This is a genomic window from Xylanimonas ulmi, assembly GCF_004216535.1.
In the GTDB taxonomy this organism is placed as follows: Bacteria; Actinomycetota; Actinomycetes; order Actinomycetales; family Cellulomonadaceae; genus Xylanimonas; species Xylanimonas ulmi.
Window position 1 is genome coordinate 2,606,118 of record NZ_SGWX01000001.1, and the last position, 13,176, is coordinate 2,619,293.

The following is a 13,176-nucleotide window of genomic DNA, read 5'->3' on the forward strand; positions in this document are numbered from 1 at the left end:
GCGGTTCACCGCACCGGCCCCCTGTCCGCGGGCGGGGCCGCGGGATCGACGCGAGCCACCAGGGCTGTCGCGATCGCCGCGACACCCTCACCCCGGCCGGTGAGCCCCAGTCCGTCGGTCGTGGTCGCACTGAGGGACACCGGCGCACCCGCGGCGGCGCTGAGCGCGGCCACGGCCTCGTCGCGGCGCGGCCCGAGACGAGGCCGGTTGCCGATCACCTGGACCGCGATGTTGCCGATCTCGAACCCGGCGGCCCGCACGCGGCGTGCGGCCTCGGCCAGCAGGCTGGCCCCCGAGGCGCCGGCCCACTCGGGCGCGCTCGTGCCGAAGTGCTGGCCCAGGTCACCGATGCCCGCAGCCGAGAACAGCGCGTCGGCGGCGGCGTGCGCGGCGACGTCGGCGTCGGAGTGCCCGTCGAGCGCCCGCTCCCCCGGCCAGCGCAGGCCCGCCAGCCACAGCTCGCGCGGCGAGTCCTCGGGGGCATAGGCGTGCGCGTCGACCCCGATCCCGGTGCGCGGCAGCGCGGTCACCGGTCGGCCCCCGAACGGGCGTGTGCGCCCCCGACGGGGCGGGCGCCGTCGCCCGGGTCCTTCTCCGCCTGCCGGGCGTACAGCGTCGCAAGCACCAGATCACGCTCGGTGGTGACCTTGAGGGCGGCGTCCTCCCCCGCCACGACGACGACACGCTCGCCCAGGGCCTCGACCAACCCGGCGTCGTCGGTCGCGGGGGCGTCGACGGCGCGGTGGGCGGCGGCGTCATGCGCGCGCTCCAGCAGGGCGCGGTCGAACCCCTGCGGCGTCTGGACGGCGCGCAACTGGGCGCGCTGCGGGGTGGAGATGACCGGCTCGGCGACGACTGCGCCCATGGCCCCCGTGCCACTGGGCGCCGGGGCCGGCGGCAGATCGGCGTCGGTCACGGTTTTGATCGTATCGACCACCGGAACACCGGGCACCACCGCGCGGTGCCCGTCTCGCACGGCGGACACCACGCGGCGCACCAGCGCCGCGGACGCGAAGGGGCGCGCGGCGTCATGCACCAGCACGACGTCGTCGTCGGGCCCGGCGAGCGCGAGCCCTGCCGCGACCGACGCCTGGCGGGTCGCACCGCCGTCGACCACCCGCACCGGGACGCCCACGAGCGCGTCGCGCGCGACGACGTCGGCCACCACGCTCGCCAGACCCGGCGGACAGGTGACCACGATCGAGTCGACGACGCCCGACGCGGCGAGTCGGCGCGCGGCGTGCGTCACCAGCGGCACACCGTCGATCTCGACGAGCGCCTTGGGGATGTCGCGGCCCAGCCGGGTTCCCGATCCGGCGGCGGTGAGGATGGCGATGGTCGTCACGAGTCCACTCTGCATGAACGACGACGCCCCCGCGGTCCACGCGGGGGCGTCGTCACGCACTGACGGTCGCCGGGATTCGCCCCGGCGTCCTTGAGTCGTCGCTCAGGAGGCGAGCACCTCGTCGAGGATCGCCTCGGCCTTGTCCTCCTCGGTGTGCTCGGCGAGCGCGAGCTCCGAGACGAGGATCTGACGGGCCTTGGCCAGCATGCGCTTCTCGCCGGCGGACAGGCCACGGTCGGCGTCGCGGCGGGAGAGGTCGCGCACGACCTCGGCCACCTTGATCACGTCACCCGAGGCCAGCTTCTCCAGGTTCGCCTTGTACCGGCGCGACCAGTTGGTCGGCTCCTCGGTGTACGGCGCGCGCAGCACCTCGAACACGCGGTCCAGACCCTGCTGGTCCACCACGTCACGCACGCCCACGAGGTCGACGTTCTCCGCCGGGACCTCGATGGTCAGGTCGCCCTGAGCGACCTTGAGCTTGAGGTACATCTTCTCTTCGCCACGGATCTTGCGGGTCTTGATCTCCTCGATCAGCGCCGCTCCATGGTGCGGGTAGACAACCGTTTCGCCTACTTCGAAAGTCATCTGCAGATGTCCCCTTTCCCAGCGGCCAAGCCTACCATGCGAGGTCCTACCACTCCAGAGCCCTGCGCAGACCCGCGTCGTTCACCGCTCGCGTCCGCGCAGGTCAGCACCGCTACCACCGCACTATCTCGACGTCAAGATTCCCTCGCTAAGATGCGGGCCGGGGCTCTCGCCCCGCCGCCTGACCGAGGAGAGCACGTTGTTCCGCACCCGCATCACCCGCCTGTCCGTCCTCGCCGCCGCCGGCGCCCTCACGCTCGGCGCCTGCGCGCCCGCGATGACCGCGCACGAGTACGCGCCGTCGGACGGCTCGCGCGTCACGGTCACCAGCGAGCTGCGCGGGGTGAACCTCCTGGTCGTGGCCGCGCAGGAGGGTGGTGAGGGCGCCGTGCAGGGCGCGCTGGTCAACCACACCGACCAGGCCGAGACGTTCACGCTGGCCGTCGACGGCGCAGCGCCCGTGCGCGTCACGGTCGAGGCCGCGCAGACGGTCTACCTGGGCACGGCGGACGGCGAGCAGGTCACGCTCGACGCCGTCGCGAAGGCCCCCGGCTCGTTCCTGCCCGCGACACTCGAGGTGGGGGGCCAGTCGCAGGAGTTCCAGCTGCCCGTGATGGACGCGGCCGCGCCCGAGTACGCGGACGTGGCCCCCGAGAGCTGACCGGCCGCGGGGGTCTCGACAGGCTCGACCGCCGGGGTGGGCTCGACCGCCGGGGTGGGCTCGACCGCCGGGGTGGGCTCGACCGCCGGGGTGGGCTCGACCGCCCGGCCCGGTCAGCCGAAGCGGCCCGAGACGTAGTCCTCGGTCGCCTTCTCCTTCGGAGCCGAGAAGATCGCCGCGGTCTCATCCATCTCGATCAACCGACCCGGCTTGCCCGTCCCCGCGATATTGAAGAACGCCGTCTTGTCACTCACCCGCGCCGCCTGCTGCATGTTGTGCGTCACGATCACGATCGTGTAGTCCGACTTCAACTCCTGGATCAGATCCTCGATCGCCAACGTCGAGATCGGATCCAACGCCGAACACGGCTCATCCATCAACAACACCTGCGGCTTGACCGCGATCGCCCGCGCGATGCACAACCGCTGCTGCTGACCACCCGACAGCCCCGAACCCGGCTTCTCCAACCGGTCCTTGACCTCGTTCCACAGATTCGCGCCCCGCAACGACCGCTCCACCAGCTCATCCGCGTCCGACCGCGCGATCCGCTTGTTGTTCAGCTTCACCCCCGCCAACACGTTGTCCCGGATCGACATCGTCGGGAACGGGTTCGGACGCTGGAACACCATCCCCACATTCCGCCGCACCGCCACCGGGTCCACCGCCGGCCCATACAGGTCGACACCCTCCAACTCGACCTTCCCCTCCACACGCGCCCCCGGAATCACCTCATGCATCCGGTTCAACGTCCGCAGGAACGTCGACTTCCCACACCCCGACGGACCGATGAACGCCGTCACCGACCTCGGCTCGATCCCCATCGACACCCCCGCCACCGCGAGAAAGTCACCGTAGAAGATGTTCAAGTCCTTCACATCAATGCGCTGGGACATCACAACCACACTCTCTCTCAGCCCGCTCAGCGCAACTTCGGCGCGAACACACGGGTCACCAAACGACCCACCAGATTCAAAATCACCACAATGACAATCAACACCAACGCAGCCGCCCAAGCGCGGTCGAAGTTGATGTTCGTCAGGCAGTCGGCGACGCCTGCTCGGCACGGCACGGGGCCGGCCTTGTACTGGTCGAAGATGAACACCGGCAGCGTCATCATGCGCCCGGAGAACATGTCGAAGTTGATCGACGAGGTGGAGCCCGCCACGATCAGCAGCGGCGCCGTCTCGCCGATGACGCGCGCGACCGCCAGCAGGATGCCCGTGGTCAGGCCCGCCACCGAGGTGCGCAGCACCACCTTGACGATGGTCAGCCACTTCGGCACGCCGAGCGCGTAGGACGCCTCGCGCAGCTCGTTGGGCACCAGCCGCAGCATCTCCTCGCACGAGCGCACCACCACGGGTGTCATGAGCACCGACAGGGCCACCGACCCCATGACGCCCAGGCGGATTCCGGGCCCGAAGAAGATCGCGAACAGCGCGAAGGCGAACAGGCCCGCGACGATCGAGGGGATGCCCGTCATGACGTCGACGAAGAACGTGACCGATCGGGCCAGCACGCCGCGGCCGTACTCGACCAGGTAGACGGCCACGAGCAGGCCGATGGGCACCGAGATGATCGCGGCGCCGAGCGTGATCAGCAGCGTGCCGATGATGGCGTGGTAGGCGCCGCCCGCGTCCATGCCGCCGTAGACGTTGCGCATCGAGAACAGCAGGAAGTCGGCGTTGAGCCGGCTCAGGCCCTTGACGATGACGGTGTACAGCAGCGACACCAGGGGCGCCGCCGCCAGCACGAACGCGGCCCAGACCAGCGCGGTCATGGTGCGGTCGGTGCGCTTGCGGCGCTTGTCGCCCCCCGCCAGGAGGGCTTGCGTGGCGAGGCTCGACTCGGTGACGGCGCTCATCAGTTGGCTCCCGAGAAGTCCTTGCGGCGCGCGACGATCGCGCGCGCGGCCATGTTGACGGCCAGCGTGATGACGAACAGCGCCAGGCCGGTGGCGATGAGGGTGTTGACCGCCAGACCGCTCGCCTCCGGGAAGTTGGCGGCGATGTTGGCGGCGATGGTCGTGTGCTTGCCCGCGGCGAAGATCTGCAGCGAGTAGCCCAGGCCGGGCGACAGGATCATGAGCACGGCCATGGTCTCGCCCAGCGCACGCCCCAGGCCCAGCATCGCGGCCGAGATGACGCCCGAGCGCCCGAACGGCAGCACGGCGGTGCGCACCACCTCCCACCGCGTGGCGCCGAGCGCGAGCGCGGCCTCCTCGTGCAGGCGGGGGGTCTGCTTGAACACCTCGCGCGACACGGCCGTGATGATCGGCAGGATCATGATCGCGAGCACCACCGACGTCGTCGCCAGGGCGCGGCCTGTGGGCGTGTACTCGACGCTCACGCCCGGCAGCAGGCTGAGCGCGTTGGCGATCCACCTCCACACCGGCGCGATCACCGGCGCGAGGGTCTGCACACCCCACAGTCCGAAGACGACCGACGGGATCGCGGCGAGCAGGTCGATGACGAAGCCGACGGCGCCGCCCAGGCGCCGCGGCGCGTAGTGCGAGACGAACAGCGCGATGCCGACGGCGACCGGCGTCGCGAGCGCGAGGGCCAGGATCGCCGCGAGCAGCGTGCCGAAGATCAGCGGCCCGATGTACTCGGCGAGGTTGGTGAACCCCGCCGGCAACCCGCCGGTCGCCTGCAGCTGCTCGTCGCTCGCCGTGAGCGCGGCCCAGCCGCGGACCACGAGGAAGAGCGCGACCGCCGCCAGGACGAGCAGCAGCAGCACACCCGCCCCGGTGGCGATCGCGCGGAAGACCCGCGAGAAGCCGCGCTCGGTGTCCCGGTGGCGCATGCGGCGCCGTGACCGCTTCGCGGCGACGGAGCCCGGCTGCGGCGGGCTGTCGATGGTGGTCACGTGACTGACTCCCGTTCGGCCGACACGGCGGTGCCGGTGGTCGGCAGGCGCCACGGGGACACCTGCCGGCCACCGGCGGCCGCGGTTGAGGTGAGGACGGCGTCAGCCGACCGTGATGGACGCGGCGGCGGCAGCGGCCTTGTCGGCGATCTCGCCGGCGAGCGGGGCCGACCCGGCGGCCTGCGCGGCGATGTCCTGCGCCTCGGGCGAGACGATGAAGCTCAGCCACGCCTGGGCGAACTCACCCGTCGCGGCGTCCGAGTAGTTCTGGCAGGCGATCGCGTACGAGACGAGCAGCAGCGGGTAGTCGCCCTCGGCCGTGGCGGTGCGGTCGATCTGGACCGAGACGTCGTTGGCGCTGCGGCCCTCGACCAGCGGCGAGGCGGACACGACGGCCGCGGCGCCCTCGGGGGTCAGGGCGGTGAACGTGTCGCCGACCTTGATCTTCGCGATGTTGAGGTCCGGCGTCACGCCCGACTCGTCGATGTAGCCGACCGAGCCCTCGGTCTGCGACAGGACGCCCGCGACACCCGAGGTGCCCTGCGCCGAGTCGCCACCCTGCAGCGGCCAGGCGTCGTTCTTCTCGTCGGTCCAGATGTCACCGGCGTTGGCGTGCAGCCAGTCGGTGAAGTTGTTGGTCGTGCCCGACTTGTCCGAGCGGTGCACGGGCGTGATGGCGGTGGCCGGCAGGCTCGCGTCGGGGTTGTCGGCGACGATGGCCGGGTCGTCCCACGTGGTGATGGCGCCGGTGAAGATCTTGGCGATGTTCTCGGCCGAGAGGTTGAGGTCCGCGACGCCCGGCAGGTTGTAGGCGATCGCGATCGGGGAGATGTAGACCGGGATGTTGATCGCGCCGTCGGCGCCGCAGAAGGTCTGCGAGGCCTCGATCTCCTCGTCCTTCAGGGCCGAGTCCGAGCCCGCCCAGGCGAGGCCGCCGGCGATGAACTGCTCGCGACCGGCGCCCGAGCCCGAGTCGTCGTAGTTGATGGTGACGTCGGGGTTGTCGCTCTGGAACGCGGCGGTCCACGCCTTGATGGCGTTGGCCTGGGCCGACGAGCCGGCGCCGGCGAACGTGCCGGAGATCGCGGCCGCAGGCGACGCGGCCGCGTCGTTCGTGGCGTCGCCGGTGGCGTCGCCCGTCGGGTTGTCCGAGCCACAAGCAGCGAGGGTCAGCGCGAGCGCGCCGACGATGACGGCCGTACCAGCGCGGGAGATGCGGCTGAGCTTCACGTGTCTATCCATCCTGTTCACACGTCTGTCGCGCCGACTGCGTGCCGACGTCGTCTGGGACGTTAGGCACGCAAAGTGGCCCCGTCCCCGACAACGGGTAAACAGGGGATGAACAGACGGTGGCAGGCCTCGTGACGCGCGACACCATCGCAGCGCGGGCTCACCCCCGGGCGGTCGAGCCTGTCGAGACCCCCGCCGCGCCCGGCCCGGTCAGCCGAAGCGGCCCGAGACGTAGTCCTCGGTCGCCTTCTCCTTCGGAGCCGAGAAGATCGCCGCGGTCTCATCCATCTCGATCAACCGACCCGGCTTGCCCGTCCCCGCGATATTGAAGAACGCCGTCTTGTCACTCACCCGCGCCGCCTGCTGCATGTTGTGCGTCACGATCACGATCGTGTAGTCCGACTTCAACTCCTGGATCAGATCCTCGATCGCCAACGTCGAGATCGGATCCAACGCCGAACACGGCTCATCCATCAACAACACCTGCGGCTTGACCGCGATCGCCCGCGCGATGCACAACCGCTGCTGCTGACCACCCGACAGCCCCGACCCCGGCTTCTCCAACCGGTCCTTGACCTCGTTCCACAGATTCGCGCCCCGCAACGACCGCTCCACCAGCTCATCCGCGTCCGACCGCGCGATCCGCTTGTTGTTCAGCTTCACCCCCGCCAACACGTTGTCCCGGATCGACATCGTCGGGAACGGGTTCGGACGCTGGAACACCATCCCCACATTCCGCCGCACCGCCACCGGGTCCACCGCCGGCCCATACAGGTCGACACCCTCCAACTCGACCTTCCCCTCCACACGCGCCCCCGGAATCACCTCATGCATCCGGTTCAACGTCCGCAGGAACGTCGACTTCCCACACCCCGACGGACCGATGAACGCCGTCACCGACCTCGGCTCGATCCCCATCGACACCCCCGCCACCGCGAGGAAGTCACCGTAGAAGATGTTCAAGTCCTTCACATCAATGCGCTGGGACATCACAACCACACTCTCTCTCAGCCCGCTCAGCGCAACTTCGGCGCGAACACACGGGTCACCAAACGACCCACCAGATTCAAAATCACCACAATGACAATCAACACCAACGCAGCCGCCCAAGCGCGCAGGAAGTTGATGTCGGGGACGCACGTCGGGTCGCCCGCGGCGCACGGGACCAGGCCCACGCGGTACTGCGTGTAGATGAACACCGGCAGCGTCATCATGCGCCCGGAGAAGGGGTTGGCGTTGACGGAGTCCGCGAAGCCCGCGGTGATGAGGATGGGCGCCGTCTCACCGATGACGCGCGCGATCGCCAGCAGGACGCCGGTGGTGATGCCGGCGATCGAGGTGCGCAGCACCACCTTGACGATGGTCAGCCAGCGGGGCACGCCCAGGGCGAGGGCCGCCTCGCGCAGCTCGTTGGGCACCAGCCGCAGCATCTCCTCGCACGAGCGCACCACCACGGGGATCATCAGCACCGAGACGGCCACGGCGGCGGCGATGCCCAGGCGCACGCCCGGCCCGAAGAACAGCGAGAAGAGCGTGAAGGAGAACAGGCCCGCGACGATCGAGGGGATGCCCGTCATGACGTCGACGAAGAACGTCAGCGCGCGCGCCAGGGGTCCCTTGCCGTACTCGACCAGGTAGATCGCGGTGAACAGGCCGATGGGCACCGAGATGACCGTCGCCGACAGGGTGATGACCAGCGTGCCGACCATGGCGTGGTAGACGCCGCCGGCGTCGAGCCCGCCGAAGACGCCGCGCATCGAGACGGTCAGGAAGTACGGCGACAGGCGCACGACGCCGCGCACGACGACGGTGTAAAGCAGCCAGACCAGCGGGATCATCGCGACCGCGAAGGCCGAGTAGACCAGGCCCTTCATGACGCGGTTGACGCGGCGGCGCGAGACGTCGACGGTGCTGAGCAGGGCTCGCACCTCGTCGCTCGAGGCGAGGGTGGCTTCGGGGGTGGTCATCAGTTGGCTCCCGAGAAGTCCTTGCGGCGCGAGACGATCCAGCGCGCCGCCATGTTGACCAGCATCGTGATGACGAACAGCGCCAGGCCCGTGGCGATGAGCACGTTGACCCGCAGGCCGGCGGCCTCGGGGAACTGGCTCGCGATGAACGCGGCGATGGTCTGCTGCTGCCCGGCGTCGAAGATCTGGAAGGACACCAGGATGCCGGGCGACAGGATCATCAGCACGGCCATGGTCTCGCCCAGCGCGCGCCCCAGGCCCAGCATCGCGGCCGAGATGACGCCCGAGCGCCCGAAGGGCAGCACCGCCGTCTTGATGACCTCCCACTCGGTGGCGCCGAGCGCGAGCGCGGCCTCCTCGTGCAGGCGCGGCGTCTGCTTGAACACCTCACGCGACACGGCCGTGATGATCGGCAGGATCATGACCGCCAGGACGACGCTCGCGGTGGCGACCGAGCGTCCGGTGGCGGTGGCGCGCACGTCCCAGAACGGCAGCACACTCAGCGCCTGCGCGATCCAGCTCCACACCACGCGGATCACCGGGGCCAGCGTCATGCCACCCCACAGGCCGTAGACGACCGAGGGGATCGCGGCGAGCAGGTCGACGAGGTAGCCGACCGCGGCCGACACACGCCGCGGCGCGTAGTGCGAGATGTACAGCGCGATGCCGACGGCGATCGGCGTCGCGATGACCAGGGCGAGCAGCGCGGCGACCAGGGTGCCGAAGACGAGCGGCACGATGAGCTGCCACAGGCTCGTCATGCCCTGGGGCAGCACGTTCTGCGCGACCAGCTCGTCGGAGCCCGCCGTCAGCGCCGGCATCGCCTGCTGCACCAGGAAGATCGCGACGGCGGCCAGGACGACGAGCAGCACGATGCCCGATCCCGTGGAGATCCAGCGGAATCCTCGGCTGAAGCCGCGCTCGGCGCCCCGGCCGCGGCGTCGCGGACTCCCGCCGGTCAGGGGGGGCGGGCTGGCGGTGGTCGTCACGATGCTCCTCGCTCGCGATGGCGGCGGCGGTCAGCCGGCACGGTGGGTGATGGAGGCCAGCGAGGCGCGGATGCCCGCGGCCAGCTCGGCGGAGATCGGGGCCGAGCCGGCGACCTGCGCGGCGATCTGCTGCCCGGCGTCCGAGACGATGAATCCCATGAACTCGCGGACGAACTCCGCGTCAGCCTCAGTCTCGTACTCCAGGCACACGACGGCATAGGAGACGAGCAGCAGCGGGTAGGCCCCGGCGACGTCGGTGGCGCGGTCGAGCGCGATCGCCATGTCGTGCTCGTGGCGTCCCTCGAGCAGCGGCGAGACGTCGACGGCGGTCGCGGCCCCCTGCGCGGAGAACTTCACCCACTGCCCGCCGACCAGGACCGCCGCGGTGCCCAGGTCGCCCACGCGTGAGGCGTCGGCGTAGGTGATGGCGCCCACGGTCTGTTGGACGGCGTTGACCACGCCCGAGGTGCCCTGGGCCGAGTCGCCGCCCGTCAGCGGCCACACGCCCGACACGTCCCAGGTCCACACGTCGGGGGCGACGGCGGCGAGGTAGTCGACGAAGTTCGCGGTGGTGCCCGAGTCGTCCGAGCGGTGCACGGGCGTGATCGCCAGGTCGGGCAGGTCCAGGCCGGGGTTGTCGGCCGCGATCGCCGGGTCGTCCCAGCGCCGCAGGTCACCGGCGAAGATGCGGGCCATGACGTCGGGCGACAGGTTGACCGTGTCGATCCCGGGCAGGTTGAACGCGACGGCGATCGGCGAGATGTAGACCGGCAGGTCGATGGCGCCCTCGGGGCCGCACACGGCGCGTGACTGGTCGATCTCGTCGGCCGAGAGCACGTTGTCCGATCCCGCGAACACGGCGCCGCCCGCGATGAACTGGCGGCGCCCGCCGCCCGAGCCGACCGGGTCGTAGTTGACCGTCGCGGCGGGGTTCAGGTTCTGGAACTGGGCGCGCCAGGCGTCCATGGCCGCCTCGATCGACGAGGCGCCGGCGCCGGAGAAGGTGCCGGCGACCGACGTCGTCGAGCCCGCGGCGGGGCCGTCGCCGGCCATCGCGCGGACCGCGGCGTTGGGCGAACGGCCGATGGGGTCGTCGGAGCCGCAGCCGGCCAGGGTCAGCGCGAGCGCGCCGGCCAGCACGGCGGCGGCTGCGCGAGGCACGCGGGTGAGCTTCACAGGGCGATCCATCCCGTTCACACGTGAGCACGCCGGAGACCCGGCGCCGATCCGAACGTAGGCGTTCGAGAAGACCCGCTCTAGCCGGAAGGTGAACAGCAGGTGAACGCGCGATCACGACGCCGGGGCCGAAGCACCCCTGACCTGGACCGACGCGGTGGCGCACGGGCTGGCTGCTCGGCGTCGACGTCGGTCGGACCGCGCCCGCACACGCGACCCGAGCGCGTCAGCCTCGGTCCGCGACGAGCCTACGCCCGCGCCCGCTCCCGTGCCCGTGGCCTGGCGGTCCGGTTGGCCTGAAGCTCCGCCGCGCGCGGGCTCACCCCTCGTCGTCGGCGAGCTTGTAGCCCAGGCCCCGGACCGTCAGCAGGTAGCGCGGCGCGCCCGGGTCGGGCTCGACCTTGGCGCGGATGCGCTTGACGTGGACGTCGAGCGTCTTGGTGTCCCCGACGTAGTCGGGACCCCACACCCGGTCGATGAGCTGCCCGCGCGTGAGCACGCGCCCGGCGTTGCGCAGCAGCAGTTCGAGCAGGTCGAACTCCTTGAGCGGCAGCGCCACCGGGGCGCCGTCGACCATGACGGTGTGCCGGTCGACGTCCATGCGCACGGGGCCGACCTCGAGCACGCCCTCATCGTCGTCGTCCACGGGCGCCGCGTGCCCGGCCTCGACCGCGACCGGCACACGCCGGCGCATCACCGCGCGCATGCGCGCGAGCAGCTCGCGGAACGAGTACGGCTTGGTCATGTAGTCGTCGGCGCCGAGCTCCAGGCCCACGACCTTGTCGATCTCGGTGTCCTTGGCGGTGAGCATGATGACCGGCACGTCGCTGCGCAGCCGCAGTTGGCGGCACACCTCGGTGCCCGACAGCCCCGGGAGCATGAGGTCGAGCAGCACCAGGTCGGCGCCGCCGGCGTCGAACCTCTCCAGCGCCTCCAGGCCGCTCGCCGCCTCGACGACGTCGAAGCCCTCGCGCGTGAGCTGGTAGGTCAGCGGGTCCCGATAGGACTCCTCGTCCTCAACCACGAGGATGCGCGTCACGCATCCACCTCCTTCGATGTCGCCTGCGTCACCGCAGGTGTCTGGTCTGAGCGGGCGACCGCGTCGAGCGCGGCCGGCTGCGCGGACGGCACGTCGGCCGCCGGGATGCGCAGCGTGAAGGTCGAGCCCTTGCCGGGCTCCGACCACATCTGGACGTCGCCGCCGTGGTCGGCCGCGACGTGTTTGACGATCGACAGGCCCAGACCCGTGCCGCCGGTGTCGCGCGAGCGCGCCGGGTCGACGCGGTAGAACCGCTCGAACACCCGGTCCTGCTCGCTCTGGGCGATGCCGACCCCCTGGTCCACGACGGCGATCTCGACGAGCCCGCCGCGCTCGGTCACGCCCACGCCGACGCGCGTGTTGGACCCCGAGTACGCGACCGCGTTGTCGAGCAGGTTGCGCACCGCCGTGACCAGCAGGTTGTGGTCGCCGTACACGAGCGCGTCCTTGCCGCCGCCCACGGTGATGACGATGTTCTTGGCCGCCGCGGTGGTGCGCGCCCGGTCGACCGCCTCGGCCACGACGTCGGACACGCCCACGGTGCGCACGTCGGACAGCGCTCCCGTGGCCTGCAGGCGCGACAGCTCGATGATCTCGTGCACCAGCGCGGACAGGCGTTGGGCCTCGCGCTGCATGCGCTCGGTGAAGCGGCGCACCGCGACGGGGTCGTCGGCCGCGTCGGCGACGGTCTCGGCCAGCAGCGCGATGGCGCCGACCGGCGTCTTGAGCTCGTGCGACACGTTGACGACGAAGTCGCGGCGGATCGCCTCGACGCGGCGCGCCTCGGTGCGGTCGTCGGCGAGCACGAGCATGCGCTCGACGCCCAGTGGCGCCACGCGCACCTGCAGCAGCACCGTGCCCGACCCGATCGGCCCGCGCGGCAGCTCAAGCTCCTGCTCACGGATGACGCCGTCGCGGCGCACCGCCGCGACCAGGTCGCGCACCGCCGGATGCACCAACGCGTCGTTGCGCACGATGCCGAGCGCGTAGGCGGGCGGCGAGGCGCGCAGCACGTCGTCGTCGGCGTCGAGCACGACGGCGGCCGAGCGCAGCACCGACAGCACGCGCACCAGTCCGTCGTCGAGGTCAGGCTCCGGGCGGGGCGGGACGCGCCGTTGCTCCCGGTCGGACAGGTGGAACGCGAGCACCGCGATCGCCCCGACGACCAGGCCGAGCAGGCCGACGACGACCGTCGAGACCCCCGGATTGATACCTTCCACATGCCCAGCGTATGCGGGCCGCACGTGCCCTCAGCGCCGTCGCACCGCTCAGGGCGCGGGCCGTCGGCTGTTGTTCACCGACACGGCCCCTAGAGTTCA

14 protein-coding genes are annotated in these 13,176 nt (G+C 71.0%); 1 reads left to right on the top strand and 13 read right to left on the bottom strand.

Annotated elements, in window-relative coordinates:
- Window positions 1-5 precede the first annotated feature (5 nt).
- The 3 genes from ispF to EV386_RS12055 all read right to left on the bottom strand — a co-directional run bounded on the left by ispF (window position 6) and on the right by EV386_RS12055 (window position 1,930).
- On the bottom strand, window positions 6-530 hold the full coding sequence (ispF, locus tag EV386_RS18720; protein ID WP_130415298.1) for a 2-C-methyl-D-erythritol 2,4-cyclodiphosphate synthase: 525 nt from the start codon (window positions 528-530) through the stop codon (window positions 6-8).
- Entirely contained in the window at window positions 527-1,345 is an 819-nt protein-coding gene (gene ispD, locus EV386_RS18725; RefSeq protein WP_242607942.1) for a 2-C-methyl-D-erythritol 4-phosphate cytidylyltransferase, read from the bottom strand. Before ispD ends, ispF begins: the two co-directional genes overlap by 4 nt.
- A 102-nt stretch (window positions 1,346-1,447) precedes the next feature.
- Window positions 1,448-1,930, bottom strand: a complete 483-nt coding sequence (locus tag EV386_RS12055; RefSeq protein WP_130415300.1) for a CarD family transcriptional regulator — start codon at window positions 1,928-1,930, stop codon at window positions 1,448-1,450.
- 199 nt (window positions 1,931-2,129) lie between these two features.
- Here EV386_RS12055 and EV386_RS12060 point away from each other — a divergent pair, with 199 nt between their 5' ends.
- Window positions 2,130-2,591: a hypothetical protein gene (locus tag EV386_RS12060; RefSeq protein ID WP_242607943.1), complete on the top strand. Its 462-nt coding sequence runs from the start codon at window positions 2,130-2,132 to the stop codon at window positions 2,589-2,591.
- A gap of 113 nt (window positions 2,592-2,704) precedes the next feature.
- On the opposite strand, the gene pstB (EV386_RS12065) is transcribed toward EV386_RS12060, so the two are convergent.
- The 10 genes from pstB (EV386_RS12065) to EV386_RS12110 form a co-directional block, all read right to left on the bottom strand.
- On the bottom strand, window positions 2,705-3,484 hold the full coding sequence (gene pstB, locus EV386_RS12065) for a phosphate ABC transporter ATP-binding protein PstB (RefSeq protein WP_130415304.1): 780 nt from the start codon (window positions 3,482-3,484) through the stop codon (window positions 2,705-2,707).
- A gap of 26 nt (window positions 3,485-3,510) precedes the next feature.
- Window positions 3,511-4,452: a phosphate ABC transporter permease PstA gene (gene pstA / locus EV386_RS12070; RefSeq protein WP_130415306.1), complete on the bottom strand. Its 942-nt coding sequence runs from the start codon at window positions 4,450-4,452 to the stop codon at window positions 3,511-3,513.
- Complete coding sequence (pstC, locus tag EV386_RS12075; protein WP_423218976.1) at window positions 4,452-5,456, bottom strand: phosphate ABC transporter permease subunit PstC; 1,005 nt, start codon at window positions 5,454-5,456, stop codon at window positions 4,452-4,454. Before pstC (EV386_RS12075) ends, pstA (EV386_RS12070) begins: the two co-directional genes overlap by 1 nt.
- A 102-nt stretch (window positions 5,457-5,558) precedes the next feature.
- On the bottom strand, window positions 5,559-6,686 hold the full coding sequence (pstS, locus tag EV386_RS12080; RefSeq protein ID WP_242607944.1) for a phosphate ABC transporter substrate-binding protein PstS: 1,128 nt from the start codon (window positions 6,684-6,686) through the stop codon (window positions 5,559-5,561).
- A 210-nt stretch (window positions 6,687-6,896) separates the two neighbouring features.
- A complete protein-coding gene (pstB, locus tag EV386_RS12085) occupies window positions 6,897-7,676 on the bottom strand; it encodes a phosphate ABC transporter ATP-binding protein PstB (protein ID WP_130415304.1) in 780 nt (259 codons plus the stop codon).
- 26 nt (window positions 7,677-7,702) lie between these two features.
- On the bottom strand, window positions 7,703-8,653 hold the full coding sequence (pstA, locus tag EV386_RS12090; protein ID WP_130415310.1) for a phosphate ABC transporter permease PstA: 951 nt from the start codon (window positions 8,651-8,653) through the stop codon (window positions 7,703-7,705).
- Window positions 8,653-9,642 (bottom strand): phosphate ABC transporter permease subunit PstC, encoded by a 990-nt coding sequence (gene pstC / locus EV386_RS12095; RefSeq protein ID WP_423218977.1) that lies wholly within the window; start codon window positions 9,640-9,642, stop codon window positions 8,653-8,655. Before pstC (EV386_RS12095) ends, pstA (EV386_RS12090) begins: the two co-directional genes overlap by 1 nt.
- A gap of 30 nt (window positions 9,643-9,672) precedes the next feature.
- Window positions 9,673-10,818 carry a phosphate ABC transporter substrate-binding protein PstS gene (locus EV386_RS12100; protein ID WP_207216529.1) on the bottom strand — a complete coding sequence of 382 codons (1,146 nt, stop codon included), beginning with the start codon at window positions 10,816-10,818 and terminating at the stop codon, window positions 9,673-9,675.
- Window positions 10,819-11,137: 319 nt separating this feature from the next.
- Window positions 11,138-11,857: a response regulator transcription factor gene (locus EV386_RS12105; RefSeq protein ID WP_130415314.1), complete on the bottom strand. Its 720-nt coding sequence runs from the start codon at window positions 11,855-11,857 to the stop codon at window positions 11,138-11,140.
- A complete protein-coding gene (locus EV386_RS12110; protein WP_130415316.1) occupies window positions 11,854-13,077 on the bottom strand; it encodes a sensor histidine kinase in 1,224 nt (407 codons plus the stop codon). Before EV386_RS12110 ends, EV386_RS12105 begins: the two co-directional genes overlap by 4 nt.
- Window positions 13,078-13,176: the final 99 nt, after the last annotated feature.

Coding starts and splice junctions, on each gene's coding strand:
- pstB (WP_130415304.1), bottom strand. CDS start 3,484: ATGTCCCAGCGCATTGATGTGAAGGACTTGAACATCTTCTACGGTGAC.
- EV386_RS12055 (WP_130415300.1), bottom strand. CDS start 1,930: ATGACTTTCGAAGTAGGCGAAACGGTTGTCTACCCGCACCATGGAGCG.
- pstA (WP_130415306.1), bottom strand. CDS start 4,452: ATGAGCGCCGTCACCGAGTCGAGCCTCGCCACGCAAGCCCTCCTGGCG.
- pstB (WP_130415304.1), bottom strand. CDS start 7,676: ATGTCCCAGCGCATTGATGTGAAGGACTTGAACATCTTCTACGGTGAC.
- pstA (WP_130415310.1), bottom strand. CDS start 8,653: ATGACCACCCCCGAAGCCACCCTCGCCTCGAGCGACGAGGTGCGAGCC.